The 18,921-nt window shown below is 66.8% G+C and carries 14 protein-coding genes and 1 pseudogene; 5 read left to right on the top strand and 10 right to left on the bottom strand.

Translation table 11 applies throughout. The features are described 5' to 3' along the window. The first annotated feature begins 96 nt into the window (after positions 1–96). Entirely contained in the window at positions 97–5,865 is a 5,769-nt protein-coding gene (locus I6F37_RS20790; RefSeq protein WP_225152497.1) for an apolipoprotein A1/A4/E family protein, read from the top strand. Positions 5,866–6,015: 150 nt separating this feature from the next. Here the strand turns inward: I6F37_RS20790 and I6F37_RS20785 are convergent, their stop codons facing one another. Genes I6F37_RS20785 through I6F37_RS20775 form a run of 3 tightly spaced genes read right to left on the bottom strand, consistent with a single transcriptional unit; the run spans position 6,016 to position 8,817 of the window. After that, a complete protein-coding gene (locus I6F37_RS20785) occupies positions 6,016–6,882 on the bottom strand; it encodes an MlaD family protein (RefSeq protein ID WP_225152495.1) in 867 nt (288 codons plus the stop codon). A gap of 28 nt (positions 6,883–6,910) precedes the next feature. Beyond that, the gene (locus I6F37_RS20780; RefSeq protein ID WP_036044529.1) at positions 6,911–7,681 is read right to left on the bottom strand and encodes an ABC transporter ATP-binding protein; all 771 of its coding nucleotides are present in this window, start codon (positions 7,679–7,681) and stop codon (positions 6,911–6,913) included. 2 nt (positions 7,682–7,683) lie between these two features. Then, positions 7,684–8,817 (bottom strand): ABC transporter permease, encoded by a 1,134-nt coding sequence (locus I6F37_RS20775; protein ID WP_225152493.1) that lies wholly within the window; start codon positions 8,815–8,817, stop codon positions 7,684–7,686. 130 nt (positions 8,818–8,947) lie between these two features. On the opposite strand from I6F37_RS20775, the gene dgcA reads away from it, so the two are divergent. Next, positions 8,948–9,943, top strand: a complete 996-nt coding sequence (gene dgcA, locus I6F37_RS20770) for an N-acetyl-D-Glu racemase DgcA (RefSeq protein WP_225152491.1) — start codon at positions 8,948–8,950, stop codon at positions 9,941–9,943. Here dgcA and I6F37_RS20765 read toward each other — a convergent pair. Next, positions 9,913–11,109, bottom strand: coding sequence for an MFS transporter (locus I6F37_RS20765; protein ID WP_225152490.1), 1,197 nt, complete (start codon positions 11,107–11,109; stop codon positions 9,913–9,915). The two genes, dgcA and I6F37_RS20765, sit on opposite strands and share 31 nt — an antisense overlap. A 75-nt stretch (positions 11,110–11,184) precedes the next feature. On the opposite strand from I6F37_RS20765, the gene I6F37_RS20760 reads away from it, so the two are divergent. Both I6F37_RS20760 and I6F37_RS20755 read left to right on the top strand, forming a co-directional pair. Continuing rightward, on the top strand, positions 11,185–12,621 hold the full coding sequence (locus I6F37_RS20760) for a hypothetical protein (RefSeq protein ID WP_225152489.1): 1,437 nt from the start codon (positions 11,185–11,187) through the stop codon (positions 12,619–12,621). Between the two features lie 180 nt (positions 12,622–12,801). Continuing rightward, a complete protein-coding gene (locus I6F37_RS20755; RefSeq protein ID WP_225152528.1) occupies positions 12,802–13,101 on the top strand; it encodes a hypothetical protein in 300 nt (99 codons plus the stop codon). A gap of 11 nt (positions 13,102–13,112) precedes the next feature. On the opposite strand, the gene I6F37_RS20750 is transcribed toward I6F37_RS20755, so the two are convergent. From I6F37_RS20750 to I6F37_RS20735, 4 genes and pseudogenes are all read right to left on the bottom strand, one after another. Beyond that, positions 13,113–13,472: a hypothetical protein gene (locus I6F37_RS20750; protein WP_036044570.1), complete on the bottom strand. Its 360-nt coding sequence runs from the start codon at positions 13,470–13,472 to the stop codon at positions 13,113–13,115. A 209-nt stretch (positions 13,473–13,681) separates the two neighbouring features. Continuing rightward, a complete protein-coding gene (locus I6F37_RS45940) occupies positions 13,682–13,939 on the bottom strand; it encodes a hypothetical protein (protein ID WP_225152488.1) in 258 nt (85 codons plus the stop codon). After that, positions 13,908–14,213, bottom strand: a complete 306-nt coding sequence (locus I6F37_RS45935; protein ID WP_225152486.1) for an AAA family ATPase — start codon at positions 14,211–14,213, stop codon at positions 13,908–13,910. Before I6F37_RS45935 ends, I6F37_RS45940 begins: the two co-directional genes overlap by 32 nt. 7 nt (positions 14,214–14,220) lie before the next feature. Then, a pseudogene (locus I6F37_RS20735) lies at positions 14,221–14,663 on the bottom strand (RbsD/FucU family protein). Positions 14,664–14,828: 165 nt separating this feature from the next. On the opposite strand from I6F37_RS20735, the gene I6F37_RS20730 reads away from it, so the two are divergent. Further along, positions 14,829–16,640 (top strand): caspase family protein, encoded by a 1,812-nt coding sequence (locus tag I6F37_RS20730; protein WP_225152482.1) that lies wholly within the window; start codon positions 14,829–14,831, stop codon positions 16,638–16,640. A 187-nt stretch (positions 16,641–16,827) separates the two neighbouring features. Here the strand turns inward: I6F37_RS20730 and I6F37_RS20725 are convergent, their stop codons facing one another. Continuing rightward, a complete protein-coding gene (locus tag I6F37_RS20725; RefSeq protein WP_225152480.1) occupies positions 16,828–17,811 on the bottom strand; it encodes a threonine/serine dehydratase in 984 nt (327 codons plus the stop codon). A gap of 63 nt (positions 17,812–17,874) precedes the next feature. Further along, positions 17,875–18,918 carry a glycosyltransferase family 1 protein gene (locus I6F37_RS20720; protein WP_225152478.1) on the bottom strand — a complete coding sequence of 348 codons (1,044 nt, stop codon included), beginning with the start codon at positions 18,916–18,918 and terminating at the stop codon, positions 17,875–17,877. Positions 18,919–18,921: the final 3 nt, after the last annotated feature.

The following is an 18,921-nucleotide window of genomic DNA, read 5'->3' as shown; positions in this document are numbered from 1 at the left end:
GAGATCCGCGCAAGCGGCATGATCCGGTCTGTGGGCTTGCGTCGCGCGCAGGGCTCGCGGGGGGACGCGTACAAGTAACGAGGGCTCGGACTGAACATGGCGAACACTCCGAAAAAGGTCAAAGACCCTACAGAAGTTGCGCTTTCTGCAATCCAGGAAGCTCTGAACATCAGCGACACCGCGGCCGATACCAGCCGCAACGCCGCAATGCGCAACGAAACGGCGCCCCCGGTGCCGCCGGCCGCGCCTCCGGTCTTCGACGAGCCGAGCTTCGAGCCGCGCCCCGCCGCCAACGAGCGCTCGACCGTGTTCGACCCGGTCGAGGAGCCGCGCACCGCGCGCCGCGCCGCCAACGACGATCGCGAGACCATCGGCCAGCTGCTCCAGGCGCTGCAGAAGGGCCGCCCTGCCCGCAGCGTCTACACCTTCGCCACCATCTTCGCCGGCATCTGGCTCGCCGCCTGCGCCGCGCTGACCGTCGGCTTCCTGCCCTCGATCCAGGCCGCCATGGGCCAGAGCGGCGGCGTGCTCGTGATCGCTGGCCTTGTCGCGATGTTCTTCGCGCCGGTCATGCTGTTCTACTTCCTCGCGAGCCTCGTCTGGCGCGGCCAGGAAATGCGCATGATCGCGCAGGCGATGGCGCAGGTCGCGATCCGCTTCTCCGAGCCGGAAGGCTCGGCCTCCGATTCCATGGTCACCGTCGGCCAGGCCATCCGCCGCGAGGTCGCGGCGATGGGCGACGGCATCGAGCGTGCGATCGCGCGCGCCGGTGAGCTCGAGACGCTGGTCGCCAATGAGGTCGCCGCGCTCGAACGCGCCTATTCCGACAACGAGGTGCGCATCCGCGCTTTGCTCCAGGACATCGCGCATCAGCGCGACAACCTGGTCGGCCAAGCCGAGCAGGTTCGCAGCGCCATTTCCGGCGTGCAGATCGACCTGCGCCACGACATCGCGCTGATCTCGGACGCGATCGCCTCCCGCGTCGACGAGGTCGCCAAGTCCATCACCGGCGCTCTGGAAGAGCGCGGCGCCCACATCACCCAGGCGCTGAGCAATGCCGGCGACAACATGATCCTGGCGCTCGGCGAGCGCGGCGGCGACCTGCTCGACCGTCTCGAGGAGGCCAGCAACGAGACCACGCGCGCCGTGCTCGACGCCAGCGAGCGGCTGACCACGAGCCTCAACTTCAAGACCGGCCACGTCCACGACGAGTTCGTCGACCTCGCCGACCGCGTCCACGAGATGCTGAACGAGCGCATCGACCGCATCACCGGCGAGTTCGAGCAGCGTTCCGCCGCGATCGTCGACGGCATCTCCGAGCGTACCGAGCAGGTGCACGATTCCTTGAAGAACTCATCGGACTCGCTGCTGCTCGAGCTCGAGCTGCGTTCCAACGACATCTCCGCCAAGATCGACGACGCCGGCAACCGCCTCGCCGGCCAGATCATGACGAGCGGCGACAAGGCCAGCGAAGCGCTCGACGCCACCGTCAACGCCCTGGTCGCCAAGGTCGTCAGCCAGACCGAGACCGCGCACGATTCGCTGTCGCTGCAGATGAGCGCGTTCGACGAGCTGGTGCGGAACCAGGGCACCGAGCTGGTCGAGAAGTTCGCCCGCGATTCCGGCACGCTGGGCGCGCTGATCACCCGCCACATCTCCGAATTCGACCGCACCGTGAAGACCTTCGGCGGCGAGATCGTCGAGCGCATGGGCCAGCGCACGCAGGACATCGCCGAGACACTGAAGACCTATGTCGACGATTTCGACACCCGCTTCACGTCGAACGGCGGCCAGATCACGGCGGTGCTCGACCAGCGCCTCGTGCAGTTCGAGACCACGATCGGCGAACGCGTCGGCAATATCGACGCCTCGCTGAACGGCAAGATCGCCAGCCTCGACGGCACCATCCAAGGCCACATCAGGACCTTCGACGAGCAGCTCGTCGGCCGCGTCGCCGCGCTCGAGCTGTCGTTCGACAGCCGCGCGAAGTCGATGACCGAGACCATCGACGGACGCATCAACACGCTGGCGACGTCGCTGAGCGACGGTGCCGCGCAGGCGATCCAGTCTATCGACTCCCGCCTCACCTACCTCACGACGTCGCTGACCGGCGGGGCGTCGCAGGCCATCGAAACAATCGATGCACGGCTCAATCACCTCACGAGCTCGCTCACCGACGGTGCCTCGCAGGCCATTGAAACCATCGATGCGCGCCTCAACCACCTCACGAGCTCGCTGACCGACGGCGCATCGCAGACCATCCAGTCGATCGACACCCGCCTGACCCACCTCACGACCACGCTCACGGGTGGCGCGACGCAGGCGCTCGAATCCATCGACTCCCGCCTCACCTACCTGACCACCGCCGTGACCAACGGCGCATCGCAGGCCGTGCAGTCGATCGACACGCGTCTGACGCTGCTGACCTCCACGCTCACCGACGGCACCGCGCAGGCGATCGAGGCGGTCGACCGCCGCATCACCGGCGTCACCGAGATCATCGACGGCCGCAGCACGCATCTGACCGACACGGTCACGGCACGCTTCCAGGAGATCCAGCAGGCCATCGAGACCAAGGTCGGCTCGGTCGCCAGCGACATCGACGTGCGCGTGGCTCAGTTCGAGGATCTGCTCGGCTCCCGCGTCGAGGCCGTGGCCGGCCGCATCGAAAGCAGCGGACGCCAGGCCAGCGAGGACATGATGTCCCGCGCCGAGATGATCTCGACCGCGATCCGCTCGCATGTCGAGGACGCCGAGCGCTCGCTCACCAACCTCGTCGTCAACACCAGCGAGACCATCCAGACCGGCGCGCGCACCGCCCAGCAGTCGCTGCTGACGGTCTCCTCCGATGTCAACGCCCAGCTCAAGATGACCTCGGCCGAGGTCGAGCAGGCGCTGACCGCAGTCGGCACCGGTGCGGCGAACTCGATCCTGACCAGCGCGCGCGAAGCGCAGTCGACGCTGGTCGCGGCCTCGGGCGAAGCCTCCACCCAGATCAAGGGGCTCGCGGCCGACGTCGAGCGCACGCTGTCGGCGGCGGGCTCCGCCACCGCGGCCTCGATCCTGGCCGGCGCCCGCGAGGTGCAGACCACCCTCGTCACCGCGTCCTCGGATGCGGCGAGCCAGGTCAAGACGCTCACCGCCGACGTGCAGCGCTCGCTGTCGATGGCCGGCACCGCCACGGCGGAGTCGATCACCGCCGGCGCCCGCGATGCGCAGAGCACGCTGATCGCGGCCTCGACCGAGACCGCAAACCAGATCAAGGCGCTGTCCTCGGACGTGCAGCGCTCGCTGACGATGGCGGGCACCTCGACGGCCGAGACCATCATGAGCGGCGCCCGCGAGGCCCAGAGCACGCTGGTGACGGCGTCCTCGGACGCGGCGAGCCAGGTCAAGTCGCTCGCAGCCGAAGTGCATCGCTCGCTCTCTCAGGTCGGCCAGACCACCGCCGAGACGATCACCACCAGCGCCCGCGACGCCCAGAGCACCCTTCTTGCTGTCTCCGCAGAACAAACCAGCCAGGTCCGTTCGCTCGCGGCCGAGATGCAGCGCGCGCTGGCGACAGCCGGCGGCGCCACCATCGAGGCGCTCACCAGCGGCGTGCGCGAGGCCCAGGGCACGCTGATCTCCGCCTCGACCGATGCGGCGGGCCAGATCAAGTCGCTGACGACGGACATCGAGCGCACGCTGACCGCGGTCGGCGCCGACACCGCCTCGACCATCCTCAACAGCGCGCGTGAAGCCCAGATCTCGCTGACCTCTACCTCGGCCGACGCCGCGAGCCAGATCCGCACGATCTCGACCGAGATCGAGCGCACGCTGAGCGCAGCCGCCGCCAACGCGACCAACGACATCCAGACCAGCGCGCTCAACGCCCAGAACGCGCTGATCTCCGCCTCCAACGAGGCGAGCTCGCGCGTCAAGTCGAGCTCGGCCGACGTCGAGCGCTCGGTGCTCGCCGCCAGCTCCAGCTTCGGTCAGGCCATGACCGGCAAGACCGACGAGATCGTCACCTACGTGCAGCAGCAGGCCGACCGCCTGTCGAACATGATCGACGCCAAGCGCGGCGCACTGGTCGACGCGATTGGCTCGAAGACCAGCCAGCTCACGCTCGACATCGACCGCGTCACCTCCGACGCGCTGAAGTCGATCGAGACGCGCGGCCAGGCCTTCTCGCAGACCATGATGGGCAACGGCTCGGAAGTCGCCCGCACCATCAACGCGGCGAGCGAGGTCGCCACCAGCGCCGTCGGCAAGTCGCTCAAGGACCTCGAGCAGGCCTCGCGTTCGGCGATCGACCAGTCGCGCCAGGTCTCGATCGCGGCCGTCACGGAGATGCAGGAGACCAGCAAGATCCTGCGCACCGACACGGTCGCCCTGTTCGAGCGCCTGCGCGAAGGCAACATCCTGCTCCAGGAGGTGCTGACCGGTGCGCACGACAACCTCAACTCGCTCGAGCGGGCGCTGGTGACCCGCGTTGCCGACTTCGTCTCGGCGATGAACGACGTCACCTCGCGCAACGGCACGGCGACGCAGAACCTGGAAGAGCAGCTCAACGTCTTCAACAGCAAGACCACGAAGGCGCTGCAGGATCTCGGCGAGCTGTCGGTCCAGTTCGACAAGCACGGCCAGGCGCTGGTCGAGGCCGCGCAGGTCGTCGAGCAGAGCAACAGGAACACCACCGCCTCGCTCGCCGAGCGCAAGCAGGCGCTGGAATCGCTCGTCACCACGATCGACCTGCGCACGGCCGATCTCGACCAGCGGCTGTCGCGCTTCACCGGCCTGCTCGATGAATCGCTTGCCGCGGCCGAGGAGCGCGCCCGCGACATCGCCCGCGTCGTCGCCGAGACCGCCGGCGCCGGCTCGGCCGCGATCACCCGCCAGTTCGAGGCGGTGCGCGCGGCCTCCGAAGAGGAGCACCGGCAGACCATCGAGGCCATGCACGACATCTACCGCCAGACCACCGACGAGGCGGATACGATGTTCAAGCAGTCGACCGAGAAGTTCACCAACCTCGTCGCCAGCATGAAGCAGATGGCTTTCGAGATGCACAACGAGCTCGAAGCCACGCGCAACGAGCTGCGCCGCGGCGTGCTCGAGATGCCGCAGGAGGCCGCCGAGAGCACGGCGCAGATGCGCAAGGTGATCGTCGACCAGATCGAGGCGCTCGCCGAGCTCAACCGCATCGTGGCCCAGCACGGCCGCGGGCTCGACGTCACCACGGCGGGCCGCGCCAGCGTGCAGCGCCAGGAAGAGCCGGTGCTGGCCGCCGTCGGCGGCCGCGCTCCCGACACCCGCATGCGCGACATCGGCAGCGCCTCGACGCTGCCGCCGCCGGACCTCGGCATGCCGGCCGCGCGCCGCACCGAAGCGCCGCCGGTCGCCCCCGGTGGCAGCGACCAGGGCCGTGACGGCTGGCTGTCGGACCTGCTCAACCGCACCGACGCCAACCAGGGCGCGCCGGCCGGTCAGGCTCCGCGCGGCCGCGCCGCACCGGCGCCGCAGCCGCAGGCGCCGCAGGCAAGCAGCAATCCGCTGGAATCGCTGTCGCTTGACATCGGCCGGCTGATGGACCGCAACCTCGCCGCCGAGATGTGGGACCGCTATCAGCGCGGCGAGAACAAGGCCTTCACCAAGCGCCTGTACACGCCCGCCGGCCAGAAGGCCTTCGACGAGGTCGCCCGCAAGTACCGCGCCGACCGCAACTTCAAGGGCACGGTCGACCGCTACGTCGCCGAGTTCGAGCGCCTGCTCGACGAAGTCGCCCGCGACGGCCGCGGCCCGCAGGAGCTGCGCAGCCACCTGATCTCGGAGACGGGCCTGGTGTACACCCTGCTCGCGCATGCGGCGGGCCGGCTGGGGTGAGCGGAAGCTCGCGAATTGCGAATAGCGAATAGCGAATAGCGAATGAAAACGGAGCCCTCGCGGGCTCCGTTTTTGTTTGGAATCGATCCGTGAGGAAGGCTGTATACGTTACTCGCTATTCGCCACTCCCCATTCGCGCTTTCCTACCGCCTACCGCCTCGGCGCTGCCGCCGGCTTCGGCGGCTCCGGCGGCGGGGCAGGCTGCGACGAATTGCTGGCGCCGAACAGGACGCGGGTCGGGTTGCGATCGAAATTGTTCACGGCGCGGCTGATGTCGCCGAGGGTGCGGCGGCCGTCGGCCATCAATGCACCCGAGCGCTTGTCGAAATCTTCGGCGAGCTCGCGGATCGACTTCACCGCCTGGAACAGCTCGCCGCCATCCTTGCCGCCGGCCAAGGTGTTGAGGCCGAGCATGAGACTGTCGGCCTTGAGCATGACGCCGTCGACCTTGGCCATCACGGCGTCGATCTTTTCGGAATTGCGCGCCAGCGAGTTGGTAAAGGTCTCGAGGTTCTTCAGCGAGTTCTTCACCGATTCCTGATTGTCGGCGACGATCTTGTTGACGTTCTGCAGCGTGGCGCGGATCGCCTCGGTGACATCCTGGAGCTTGTTGGGGTCGGCCGTGAGCGTCGGGATGCCGTCCTGGTCGAGCGGCGGAGCCGGCGCGGCCTCCTCGCCGCCCTTCAGCGAGATCGCCGCAACGCCGGTGAGACCCTGGAATTCGAGGCCGACCAGGGTGTCCTTGCGGATCGGGGCGTTATTCTCGATCATGGCGAGTGCGACAACCCGCCGCGGGTTGTCCAGCTTCACCGAGACCACCTCGCCCACCCTGATACCGTTGAAATTGACGCTGCCGCCGTTGCGCAGGCCCGCCGCCGGGCCCTCGAACACGACGCGCAAGGGGCTGCGCTGCTTGGTCGTGTGCAGCGACTGAAACCACAGCACGAAGCCGATCGCGGCGGCGATCACCGCCAGCGTGAACGAGCCGATCAAAATGTAGTTCGCCCGCGTTTCCATCAGGTGCTCCGGCTACTCAACCCAGCTCTCAACCCATGACCGCGCGGGCGCGCTTGCCATGAAAATACTGCCTCAGCCAGGGATGCTGCGAGGCCTGCATGTCGGCGATCGACCCTGCCGCAATGATCTTACCGTTCCCTAAAACGGCGATGCGGTCACATGCTGTGTATAGGCTGTCGAGGTCGTGGGTTACCATGAAAACCGTCAGCCCCAAAGTGCGCTGCAGGGTCCGAACCAGCTCGTCGAAGTCGCCCGCGCCGATCGGATCGAGGCCGGAGGTCGGCTCGTCCAGGAAGACGAGGTCGGGATCGAGCGACAGCGCACGCGCCAGCGCCACGCGCTTGATCATGCCGCCGGAGAGTTCGGACGGGAAACGCTCGGCGACCTCGGGCTTGAGGCCGACCATGGTGAGCTTGGCCATGGTGATCTCGTCCATCAGCCGCTGCGAGACGCGCAGATATTCGCGCATCGGAAACTGGATGTTCTGCCGCACGGTCAGCGAGGAGAACAGCGCGCCCTGCTGGAACAGGACGCCCCAGCGCCGCTCGACATTGCGCCGTTGCGACGCGCTCGAGGAATCGAGGTCAACGCCGAACACTTCGATTGAGCCCGCGACCTTCGGCACCAGGCCGATGATGGTGCGCGTCAGCACCGACTTGCCCGCGCCCGAGGGGCCGACAAATCCCAAAATCTCGCCGCGCTTGACGTCGAGGTTGAGCCCGTCCAGCACGCGCGTGGCGCCGAACTGCACGGTGATGTCGCGGACGCGGATGATCGGATCCTGAATCTCGCCTGCCATCGTCACATCCCGATCGAGGCGAAGAAGATGGCGAAGATGCCGTCCATGACGATGACGAAGAAGATGCCCTTCACCACCGACGCGGTGGTGTGCTGACCCAGCGATTCCGCGCTGCCCTGCACGGCGAGCCCTTCGACGCAGGCGACGATGCCGATCACGGCGGCCATCACCGGCGCCTTGACGATGCCGACGATGAAATGGTCGATCGAGATGGCGTCGCGCAGGCGCAGCAGGAAGGCCTCGGGCTGAACGCCGCCATAGAGCCAGGCCACCAGACCGCCGCCATAGAGCGCAGCCATGGCGCCGAGGAATGCGAGGATCGGCAGCGCCAGCACCAGCGCCATCATGCGCGGCAGCACCAGGACCTCGATCGGATCGAACCCCATGGTGCGCAACGCGTCGATCTCCTCGCGCATCTTCATCGAGCCGAGTTCTGCGGTGTAGGCGCTGCCCGAACGGCCCGCGACCATGATCGCGACCAGCAGCACGCCGATCTCGCGCAGCACCAGCACGCCGAGCATGTCGACGACGAAGATGTCGGCGCCGAAGCGGCGGAAATGGAAAATGCCCTGCTGCGCGATGATGCAGCCGATCAGGAAGGTGATCAGCACGATGATCGGCACCGCGCGCCAGCAGACCTGCTCCATGTGATGCACGGTCGAGGTCAGGCGGAACGAGCGCGGATGAATCAGGACGCGAAACCACGCCGCGAGCACGGCGCCCAGCATGTCGACGAGGCTTGCCACCGTACCGGCGACGCCGGCCACGGTCCGGCCGATCTGCTCCAGCATGCCGGAGATGGTGATCGGGTCGCTGTCGACCACCGCCGCCCCCCTGACCCGCCGCACCTCGTCCACGAGGCTGGAATAATTGGCGGAGAGCCCCGCGATCTGGGCCTCGACAGGTCCCTTGGTCAGGCTGCGGCGCAGCCGCTCGATCAGCCAGGCGCCGAACGTGTCGAGCTTGGCGACCTCGGAGACGTCGATGAAGATGCTTTGCGGGGTGTCTGCAAGCTTCTCGGCGTCGGCGACCATCCGCTCCAGGACCGGCGCAAAGCTCGCGGTCCAGGTGCCGGTGGCGCACAGTGCCAGGGCGTTGCCCTTGGCAATCCGTTCCAGCTTCGGATCGCCACTCATGTCCGCTCCCGCGCCGGGGCGGAGAAAATCAGATGGTTGCGCACGCGCCCTTACCCAGAGAAGGTATCCCCAAGGGTTAATGTTAGTTGCTAGAGGTAACTAGCAGGTTCAGATTTCGCCAGAGTTCAAAATGACTTCCATGAAATTTGCAGCTCTGGCGACGCGAATCGAGCGCTTCCCGATCGCCGGCAGCTTTACCATCAGCCGGGGCGCCAAAACCGAGGCCGTCACGGTCGTGGCGGAGGTCAGCCGGGGCGGCCTGACCGGACGCGGCGAGTGCGTGCCCTATCCCCGCTACGGCGAGACGCCGGAGGCGACGCTGGCTGCGATCCAGGCCATGCAGGAGGCCGTCGCGGGCGGGCTGACGCGAGAGACCCTCCAGGCCGCAATGCCATCAGGTGCGGCCCGCAACGCCCTGGATTGCGCCCTGATCGACCTCGAGGCCAAGGCGGCCGGCTTGCGCGCCTGGAACCTGCTGGGCCGCCCGGCCCCGGAAGAGCGCACCACGGCTTACACGATCTCGTTAGCGACCCCAGAGGCCATGGCAGCCGCGACCGCCAAAGCGGCGCACCGTCCGCTGCTCAAGATCAAGCTCGGCGGCGACGGCGATCCGGAGCGCATCGCGGCCGTGCGCAAGGCCGCCCCTGAGGCCGAGCTGATCGTCGATGCCAACGAGGCATGGACCGAGGCCGATCTGGAGGCCAATCTCGCCGCCTGCGCCGCTTCGGGCGTCACCCTGGTGGAGCAGCCGCTGCCGGCAGGCCGCGACGAAGCGCTGGCGCGCATCAAGCGCCCCCTCGCCGTCTGCGCCGACGAGAGCGTGCATGACCGCTCTTCGCTTGCGCCCTTGCGCGAACGCTACGACGCCGTGAACATCAAGCTCGACAAGACGGGCGGCCTCACCGAGGCGCTGGCCATGGCCGATGCTGCCCGGGCGCTCGGCTTCGAGATCATGATCGGCTGCATGGTCGCGACCTCGCTGTCGATGGCGCCTGCAATGCTGGTGACGCCGCAGGCGCGCTTCGTCGATCTCGACGGCCCCTTGCTGCTGGCGCGCGACCGCGACCACGGCCTGCGTTATGACGGCAGCCTGGTCTACCCGCCGGACGCTTCGCTCTGGGGCTGAGCCGTGAGGCGATGCCGCGCCGACCAGATCAGAATGGCACCGGCAGCGGCCATCGCCGCCATGACGTAATAGACATTGTCGCCGATGCGGGCGTAGATCGCGCCTGATGCGATCGACGTCGCCGCCCCCAGGAGCCCGTTGCAGGCGGCGTAATAGCCCTGCCCGCGCGCGATCTGATGCGAAGGCACGCGCTGCACCAAAAGGTTCATGGTGCCGACGATGGTCAGGCCGAAGCTGAAGCCGTGGCCGAGCTGGGCGATCGCGAGCAGCACGAGCGGCGGCTCGCTCGCGGTGACGATCCAGCGCAGCACGGCGATCACGCCGCCGATCGCCATCAGCGTGGACGGCTGCAGCGAGAAGCGCGGCGACAGCGCGAACACGACGATCTCTGCCATGATGCCGAGCGTCCACAGCACCGCGATGGTCAGCCCGCTGATGCCTTGCAGCTGCCAGTTGATGGCCGAGAAGGTGTAGAAGGCGATGTGGCTGCTCTGGATCAGCGCCGCCGACCCGATCACGGCCCAGAAGTCTGCATCGCGCAGCAGCGGCTTGCCGGCATGCCGCTCCGGCGTCCTCCGCCTGAGATCGTCGAGCGGCTGCAGCAGCAGGCTGGCTGCGACCGCGACGACGGCCCAGGCGACGATGACCCAGATCAGGTCGCGCGGAGCGACGACGTCGACGAGATAGCCGCAGGCGAGCGAGCCGGCGGCAAACGCCGCCGACCCCCACAGCCGCAGGGGTCCGTAATCGAGCCCGTAGCGAGCGACACCGCGCAACGCATAGGCATCGGTCAGCGGCATCGTCGGCGTCCACACCATGCAGGTCAGCGCATAGATCAGGAACAGCGCCAGCGGCTGCTGCTGCAGGCCGACCATCGTAAATCCGATCGCGGTGGCCAGCGCCGACACCATGATGGCGGCGCGAATGGCCTGCCGCTTTTCGGCAAAAGCGGTCACTTGCGGCAGCGTGGTGAAGCGCGTGATCGCCGGCAGCGCGGCGATGATGCCGATCCAGACAGCGTCGATGCCGATCGCCTTCAGCCAGACCGGGAAGAACGGCACATGCGTGCCCAGAACCGCAAAGAAGGCCGAATAGAACACGGCGAGGCTCACGGCGAATCGCCGCTTCGTCGCTGCCGCGATGGGGATTTGTGATTCGGATTGCATCAAACCAATTGCGATTCGGTCGATATCGTGGTGATCGTTACAGTAACGCGCACTGATTTGCGCGACGAGATTGTCATGGCCAACGAAGCATTCGCCCTCTCGCCCATGTCTGCCCGCGCGGCCGCGCCGAACGAGCAGGATTACGACGCGATCCGCGAAGCCTTCATGGAGACCGCGCGCGGCCGCTGGTTCCTCGGCGAATATGCCAAGCGCAACCGCAATGCCGACACGCGCATGGTGCTGGATGCGGTTGCCAAAATCGAGGAAACCCTTGCGGCACAGCGGCAACCAGTCGTCGAAGACCGCCTGCCCGAGGCGCTGGTCGATATCCGCCGCGCCATCCGCGAGGCCGAGACGATCGCGCTCGCCGCGTTCGATCCCGGCGCGATCGAGGCGAGTCTCGCGCCGATCCCGCGCGGGGTGCGCATCATCAAGGAGATCTCCTGGCGCTGGCGCGAGATCGGCGCCGACGGGCGAATCTGCGACCTCATTGATTCGCAGCTCGCCTCGATCGAGGCCGCCTGCGGGCAGATCTCGACTCTCGATCCCCGGATCGAGCTCAAGGCTGCGTTCGATCTGCTGAAGGACCGCGTCGAGCAGCTCGACGGCGACGCAACGCCACAGGCCGCTCCGGCTCCGACGCAGGAGGCGCCGTCATCAGTCGCAGCAGCCTCGCCCGTCGAGACGGCGGCGATGGCGGGCGATGCACCCGTGGCTTTTACGGAGACGCGCGAAGAGATCGCAGCAGCTCCGGAACTCGATGCGGCCGTCGAAGCAGCGGCCGTCGCTGAAACCGCCGCCATGGCCGGGCAGGCGATGGACGCGGCTGCCGCACAGGAGATCGCGGCCGAAAGCCAGATCCCTGCCGAAATCGCGGCGCTCGAAAACGGCGCGCCTGATGATGCCGAGCTCGAAGCCGTCGCGTTTGAAGAGCCGGCCGCTCAGCCGGAGGTCTTGACGGAAGCAAGCGAGGAGTTCGCACGCGAGGAGTTCGCACTCGACGCCGCAGCCGAGGCCGAGGACGAAGCCATCCTCGAGGCCATCGCGATGGAGATGGCCGCGCCCGATCCCGACTTCGACGAGATCATCGAGCCGGTGGAGATGGCAGCCGCGACGCCGGAGCCGGCGCTCTCGGATGTCGTGGCGCCCATTGCCACCGAACAGCCGGAGCCGGTCGCAGCTGAGCCTGTCCTCGCAGCCATCGCCGAAGAGCCCGCGGACGCGCCGATCGCGCTGGACTCGCTCGCGCGCCTCACCGACGCCATCGCGGAAGCCGCCGCCGAGGTGATGGAGCAGCAGGCGCCGGCCATGGCGGCTACCGCATCAATGGCGGCAGCCCCGACCGCGACGCTGCCGATGCCCTCGCCCCTGCCCGCGTCCATGTCCGACGCCTCGCTCGGCGCCACCATCCTCGCCAGCGGCATCTTGCAAAAACCCCGCGCATCGGCCAACGACCCCCTCGCCCCGATCCGCCGCATGACCCAGGCCGAGAAGATCGCGTTCTTTTCGTAAGGGGCGCGCACTCCCCCCACACCGTCATTGCGAGCGCAGCGAAGCAATCCAGGCTGTCTCCGCGGAGGATTCTGGATTGCTTCGCTGCGCTCGCGACGACGACGCTCGATCTTGGACCTCACGCCCATGTCCCCCACCGAAGACACCCTCACCCTCTAGCGGCCCGTCGGTCCAAAAGAGCTGGAATTGATCCAGCAATCCGGCATGCGCGCGTTTCCGCCGCGCCTGCCCGACCAGCCGATCTTCTATCCGGTGCTGACCGAAGACTACGCCATCAAGATCGCGCGGGACTGGAATGTCCCGGCGAGCGGATCGGGCTTCGTGACCCGTTTTGCAATCAAGCGCAGCTTCATCGAAAAATACGATGCGCAGGAAGCGGGCGGACGCTCACATCTGGAGTATTGGATTCCGGCCGAGGACCTCGATGCGTTCAATGCCGCAATCGTCGGCTTGATCGAGGTCGTCCGCAGCTTTCCCTGACTGTCAGCGCCTCACCCGCAATTCCAGATCGGACCGATCGGCGTGCGCGTCCAGCACGGGCCAAAGCTGCCGCCGTTGTAGCGGCCGCCGTTGAATCCGGGGCGGCCGAAATAGTGCCACTCGCCGTCCCAGCGGTAATATTGCGGAACCGGATCGATGTACCAATGGCGCCGGTCGGCGCGCGACAGGCGGCGCATGGCGTCTTTCTGCTTGTAGAGCGGGATGCTGTTGCTGAGCGGCTGCCGATAGCCCGGCAGAAAGCCGTAGCCCTTCCAGACCGGCTTGGGGCGCTTTTGCACGGGCTCGGCGGGTGCGACGGCGGGCAGCAGCGACAGGACGACAGCAACGAAGAGACACAGAAGGCGAGACATGAATCGACGATAGACAGGCGGATGAAAGAAGGCCACTCAAATTCGAGTGCGAGGTGCACTCCCTCTCCCGCTTGCGGGAGAGGGCTGGGGAGAGGGTGTTTCCGCAATGGGATAGCCCCCTAGAGGAGAAAGCCCTCACCCGCGCCTTCGGCGCGACCTCTCCCGCAAGCGGGAGAGGTTGCACCGAGCCCGTGGCAATCGATTCAACCTTAAGCCATTCTGCTGTAGCCGATCTTGTCGCGCACATGCGCTTCAACGCGGTCCAGAACATGATCGAGCGAACTCTCGGCCGTATCGAGCACCAAGTGCTCCCGATCCCACGGCTCGTAAGTCAGGCTCACGACGTCATCCCAGGTTGGAACCTTGTGACCGTCAATGTCGGGCAGCCGGTTTTCCAAGCGCTGCCGGTGTAACGCCGGTTCGCTGCAAATCAGTTCAATCTCGACGATGCCTGCGCCGGTTCGCAAGGCAGTCTGCCGCCATCCGGCGCGGCTTGCCAGCACGGGATTGACGCAGTCCGCGATGACGATGCGCCCGAGCTTGAGGTTTTCGGCGGCGAGCGTGTTGGCAACGGCATAGCCGGCTGCGCCGACGATGAAACCCTGCGTCCCGCAATGGCTGCTCGATCGCATCGATACGAAGATAGGTCGCCGCCAGCCTGGCGGTGAGTTCGCGAGCGATCGTCGTCTTACCGGTACCTGGAAGGCCGCCGAACACGATCAGTGAGGATGGATGCTTCATGATATTCCTAACCGATCACGCCCTTCCTGATCAGGAAGCAGCCATAGCCCCTGCTGTCACCGACCTGCACGACGCCAAAGCCTGCCGCTGCCGCGCGATAGAAGTCGGGACGCGCGAGCTTGCCGGGGTGACCGGCCGGCCAGCGGCACGTGCGATCTCCGCGAGCACCGCGCGCTGCACCTCGGGCACGCGGTCGGGATCGTCGACCGGCATCATCACACGCACCGGATCGGGATCGAAATCGTCGAGCGGATAGACCGACATGATGGCTCGGATGGCAGTTTCCATCGTCATGCCCGGCAATTGGATCAGGCGCTGCGACGAGGTGCTCTGCGCGATCCGGGTGGCGGGGTGATTGGCGTCGACGAACACGAGGTCGTCGCCATGGCCCATCGCGGCGAGCAGCCAGAGCAAATCGGGGGTCAGGATCGGATCGATCGATTTCAGCATGTGGCGGACGTCCTCCCAATCGATTGCTAACCATAACAGGTTCCGAGCGTGATTCAGATCACGGAGGCGAGCATGGTGACAGGGATCACGGACCGCAACGCTCGAACGCGGCCAAGCTTGCGCGCAACCAATCTCGCATCGAGATGAGTGCCAAAGGAGCACGCCATGTTCCGCCTAAAGCCCTTTTTCATGACGGCGAGCCTGTTGGGAAGCCTGTTCGGCTTCGCCTGCGGGCCCGTTTCCGCGCAAGTCGCCCCGGTGCAGCCCGCCCCAACCGCGCTGCAAGGCCCGGAGCAGCGGGTGGCGCTGGTGATCGGCAATGCCAACTACCAGAACGCGCCGCAGCTTGCGAACCCCGACGATGACGCCCAGTCGATGGCGCAGTTCCTGAACTCCGCCGGCTTCGAAGTGGTCGCCGCGACCGACTTGACCCAGAACGACATGCTTCGCGTCGTCCAGGACTTCTCCGCCAAGGTCGCCTCGCGCGGTCCGAACACGGTGGCGATGGTCTATTACGCCGGTCACGGCGTGCAGCTCGCCGGCGAGAACTATCTCGTTCCGGTCGACGCCAAGGTTTCCAGCCCGACCGAGCTGGTCAACAATTCGCTGCGCCTCGTCGACGTGATGTCGACGCTGGAGACGATCCCGAGCCGCATGCGCATCGTCATCCTCGATGCCTGCCGCAACAACCCTTTCCCTGAAATCAACGACGCCGGCCGTGGCTTGGCAATCGTCGATGCGCCGAACGGCTCGATCGTCGGCTACTCGACCGCGCCAGGTGCCGAGGCGCTCGACGGCACCAATGGCCACAGCCCGTACACACAGGCGTTCCTGAACGTCGCGCGCGAGCCCAACGTGCCGATCGAGCAGCTGTTCAAGCGCGTGCGCCTGCAGGTCAACCAGACCACCAGCGGCGCGCAGATTCCGTGGGAGAGCTCGTCATTGACGAGCGACTTCACCTTCTTCGGTGACACCGCCGTTGCCGCCAACCGCGCGCCGGTGAAAGCGCCGGTCGTGCAGATGGCCTCCAACCTGCCGAGCCGCTCCACCCGCCAGGCCTATGACTACGTCGTGTCCGAGGGCCGGCCGGAGTACTATCAGGAGTTCATCCGGATGTACCCGCACGACCCGCTGTGCGACCACATCCGCTGGCTGCTCAACAACATCCTGATCTCGCAGGCCTGGCACAAGGCGGTGCTCGCCAACTCGCCGCTCGCCTACAAGAGCTTCTATGACAGCTACGGCAACAGCCCCTATGCGCAGGTCGCGCTGAAGCTGCAGACGCAGCCGAAGCAGATCCCCCTGATGCAGGCGACCAAGTTCCTGGCGCCGCAGACCATTGCTCCGACGATCAAGATCGGCAATCTCGGCCAGCCCAAATACATGCCGCTGATGCAGCAGGGCAATGGCGCGCAGGTGAACGGCAATCTGCCGGTCGTGCAGAAGCCGCTCGACGGCAATGTCGTCGGCAAGCTCGGCAATGGCGGACAGATCGTCACCCTGCCTGCCGGCAACAACCAGCCGAACCCGCAGAACGGCACGCCGCCGCAGACCCCGAGCAAGATCGTCACGCTGCCTGCGCCGACCAACACGATCAACGGCAAGGTCGGCATCGGCAAGATCGTGACCCTGCCTGCGACCAGCACCATGCCGAATGGCGGCACCGTCAAGCCGGGCAAGATCGTGACCATGCCGGTGAATGTCGGCAAGGGTGGCCCGAACATCGAGTCGAAGCCGGTCAACGTGCAGACTCCGAACCGCCCGATCCGGCTCAACAACGGCAACACCGGCATCGTTAAGCTCAACAATAACCCGTTGAATAAGGGGCAGGTGCAGACCAACGTGCAGAACACCCGCCCGCAGATCAACACGATGCCGAGCCGCATGGTCAGCAGCAACAACAACTTCCGGCAGTCGATGAACCAAGCGCCGAGCATGAACAATGGCGGCAACCGTCGCGGCGGCTTCACGCACTGATTGCGGCGAGCGAGACGACAAAGGGGCAGAGCGAAAACGCTCTGCCCCTTCTTCATGTCTGTTCTTGGTCATTCCGGGATGCGCCGTAAGGCGCAGGCCCGGAATCCATACTCCCGATCGTGGTTATGGATTCTCAGATGCGCAATTGCGCATCATAGCTCTCGCTGCGCGAGCCCCGGAATGACGATCAGGCCACCAGCTCCGCGAATAGATCCGCATCGACATTGCCGCCTGACAGCACGATGACGACGTTCTTGCCGGCCACATCAAGGCGGCCCGCGAGTAGCGCAGCAAGCCCCACCGCGCCGCCGGGCTCCACCACCAGCTTCAGCTCGCGATAGGCAAAGGCGACCGCCGCGCCGACTTCCTTGTCCGACGCCGTGACGCCGCGCGCCAAGAGCTTGCTGTTGATCGCAAACGTCATCTCGCCCGGCATCAGGGCCATTAGCGCATCGCAGATGGTGCGGCCGGCCGGCGGATGCGGCTCGCGATGGCCTGCGCTGAGTGAAATGCCGTGATCGTCGAAGGCCTCGGGCTCGGCGACCACGATCTCGGCTTGCGGATAGCGCGCCTTCACGGCGGTCGCGACACCCGCGATCAAGCCGCCGCCGGAGGCCGGCGCCACCACGATGTCGGGGCCGAGGCCGAGCGTTGCCATGTCCTCGCCGATCTCGCGGCCGGCGGTGCCCTGCCCTGCGATCACGAACGGATCGTCGTAGGGTTTGACCAGCGTCGCGCCGCGCTTCTCGGCAATGCCGCGCGAGATCGCCTCGCGGTCGTCCTTGTCGCGGTCGTACAGCACGACCTCGGCGCCGTAGGATTTGGTGCGCTCGCGCTTCGACAGCGGGGCGTCCGCTGGCATCACGATGGTGGCCTGCATGTCGAGGATCTTTGCCGCCGCCGCCACGCCTTGGGCGTGGTTGCCGGAGGAGAACGCGACGACGCCGCCGGCGCGCTTGTCCTGCGGGATCGAGAACACCTTGTTGAACGCACCGCGGAACTTGAACGAGCCGGTGCGCTGAAGCATCTCCGGCTTCAGGAACACTTTCGCACCGACGCGCTCGTTGAGCACGGGGAAGGACAACAGCGGGGTGCGGATGGCGTAAGGCGCGATCACGCGCGCTGCGGCATCGATGTCGGCAGGGCCGACCGGAAGGGCCTGTTCGGTCATGGCGGAATGCTATCGCGGCCAATCAGGCCCGGGCAAGACACCTCCGCGAGAGGATTTCTTGCCTCAAGCCACGAAACGCGGCTGTTCCGCGCCGGTCCGGCCGGGCAGCACCGCCCCGACCGCCAAAATGCTGTCGATAAAGACCGTTGCCGAGGCCTCCCAGGTGTAGTTGGCGGCGAACGCGACGCAGTCCTGCCGGGAGATATCGAGCGCCGCGAAGCAGGCATTGCGCAGATCGTGATCGAGCGCGCCGACCGGCGCATCGCCGATCACGTCGCGGGGACCCTTCACGGGGAAGGCCGCGACCGGCAGGCCGCTCGCGAGCGCCTCCAGCAGGACCAGGCCGAAGGTGTCGGTCTTGCTCGGGAACACGAACACGTCGGCGGCCGCGTAGATATCCGCCAGTTCCTCGCCGTGCTTCTCGCCGAGGAAGATCGCATCGGGGTAGACCTCTTCCAGCGAGGCGCGCGCCGGGCCGTCGCCGACGACCACCTTGGTGCCGGGTAGGTCGAGGTCGAGGAACGCCTCGAGATTCTTCTCGACTGCGACGCGGCCGACCGACAGGAACACGGGTGCCGGCAGGCAGAGATCGATGACGCGCGGGTGGAACAACGTGGTGTCCACGCCGCGCGGCCACAGCACGACATTGTCGAAGCCGCGCTCGGTCAGTTCGCGCGCGAGCGCCGGCGTCGCCGCCATCACGGCGCGGCTGGCGCTGTGGAAGCGCCGCAGCGCCCGCCAGATCAGCGAGCCCGGCACTGGCACGCGGGCGCGGACATATTCGGGAAGGCGGGTATGGAAGCTGGTCGTGAACGGCAGCTTGCGCTGGCGGCAATAGCGGCGGACCATCAGGCCGATCGGCCCTTCGGTCGCGATGTGGATGCTGTCGGGACGTGCCTCCTCGATCAGCCTTGCGATCCGGGCCGGGCGCGGCATGGCGAGGCGCACGTCGCGATAGCTCGGCATCGCGAAGGTGCGGAACGATTGCGGCGTCAGGAACGTGAACTCGACGCCGAGCGCTTTTGCAGCGTCAGCGAGCTTGGTCAGCGTCCGAACCACACCGTTGACTTGCGGGTGCCAGGCGTCGGTCGCGACCAGGATGCGCATCAA

This window comes from Bradyrhizobium sp. NBAIM08, from assembly GCF_020193935.1.
Classification (GTDB): domain Bacteria; phylum Pseudomonadota; class Alphaproteobacteria; order Rhizobiales; family Xanthobacteraceae; genus Bradyrhizobium; species Bradyrhizobium yuanmingense.
This window is presented reverse-complemented; position numbering and strand designations above follow the sequence as displayed.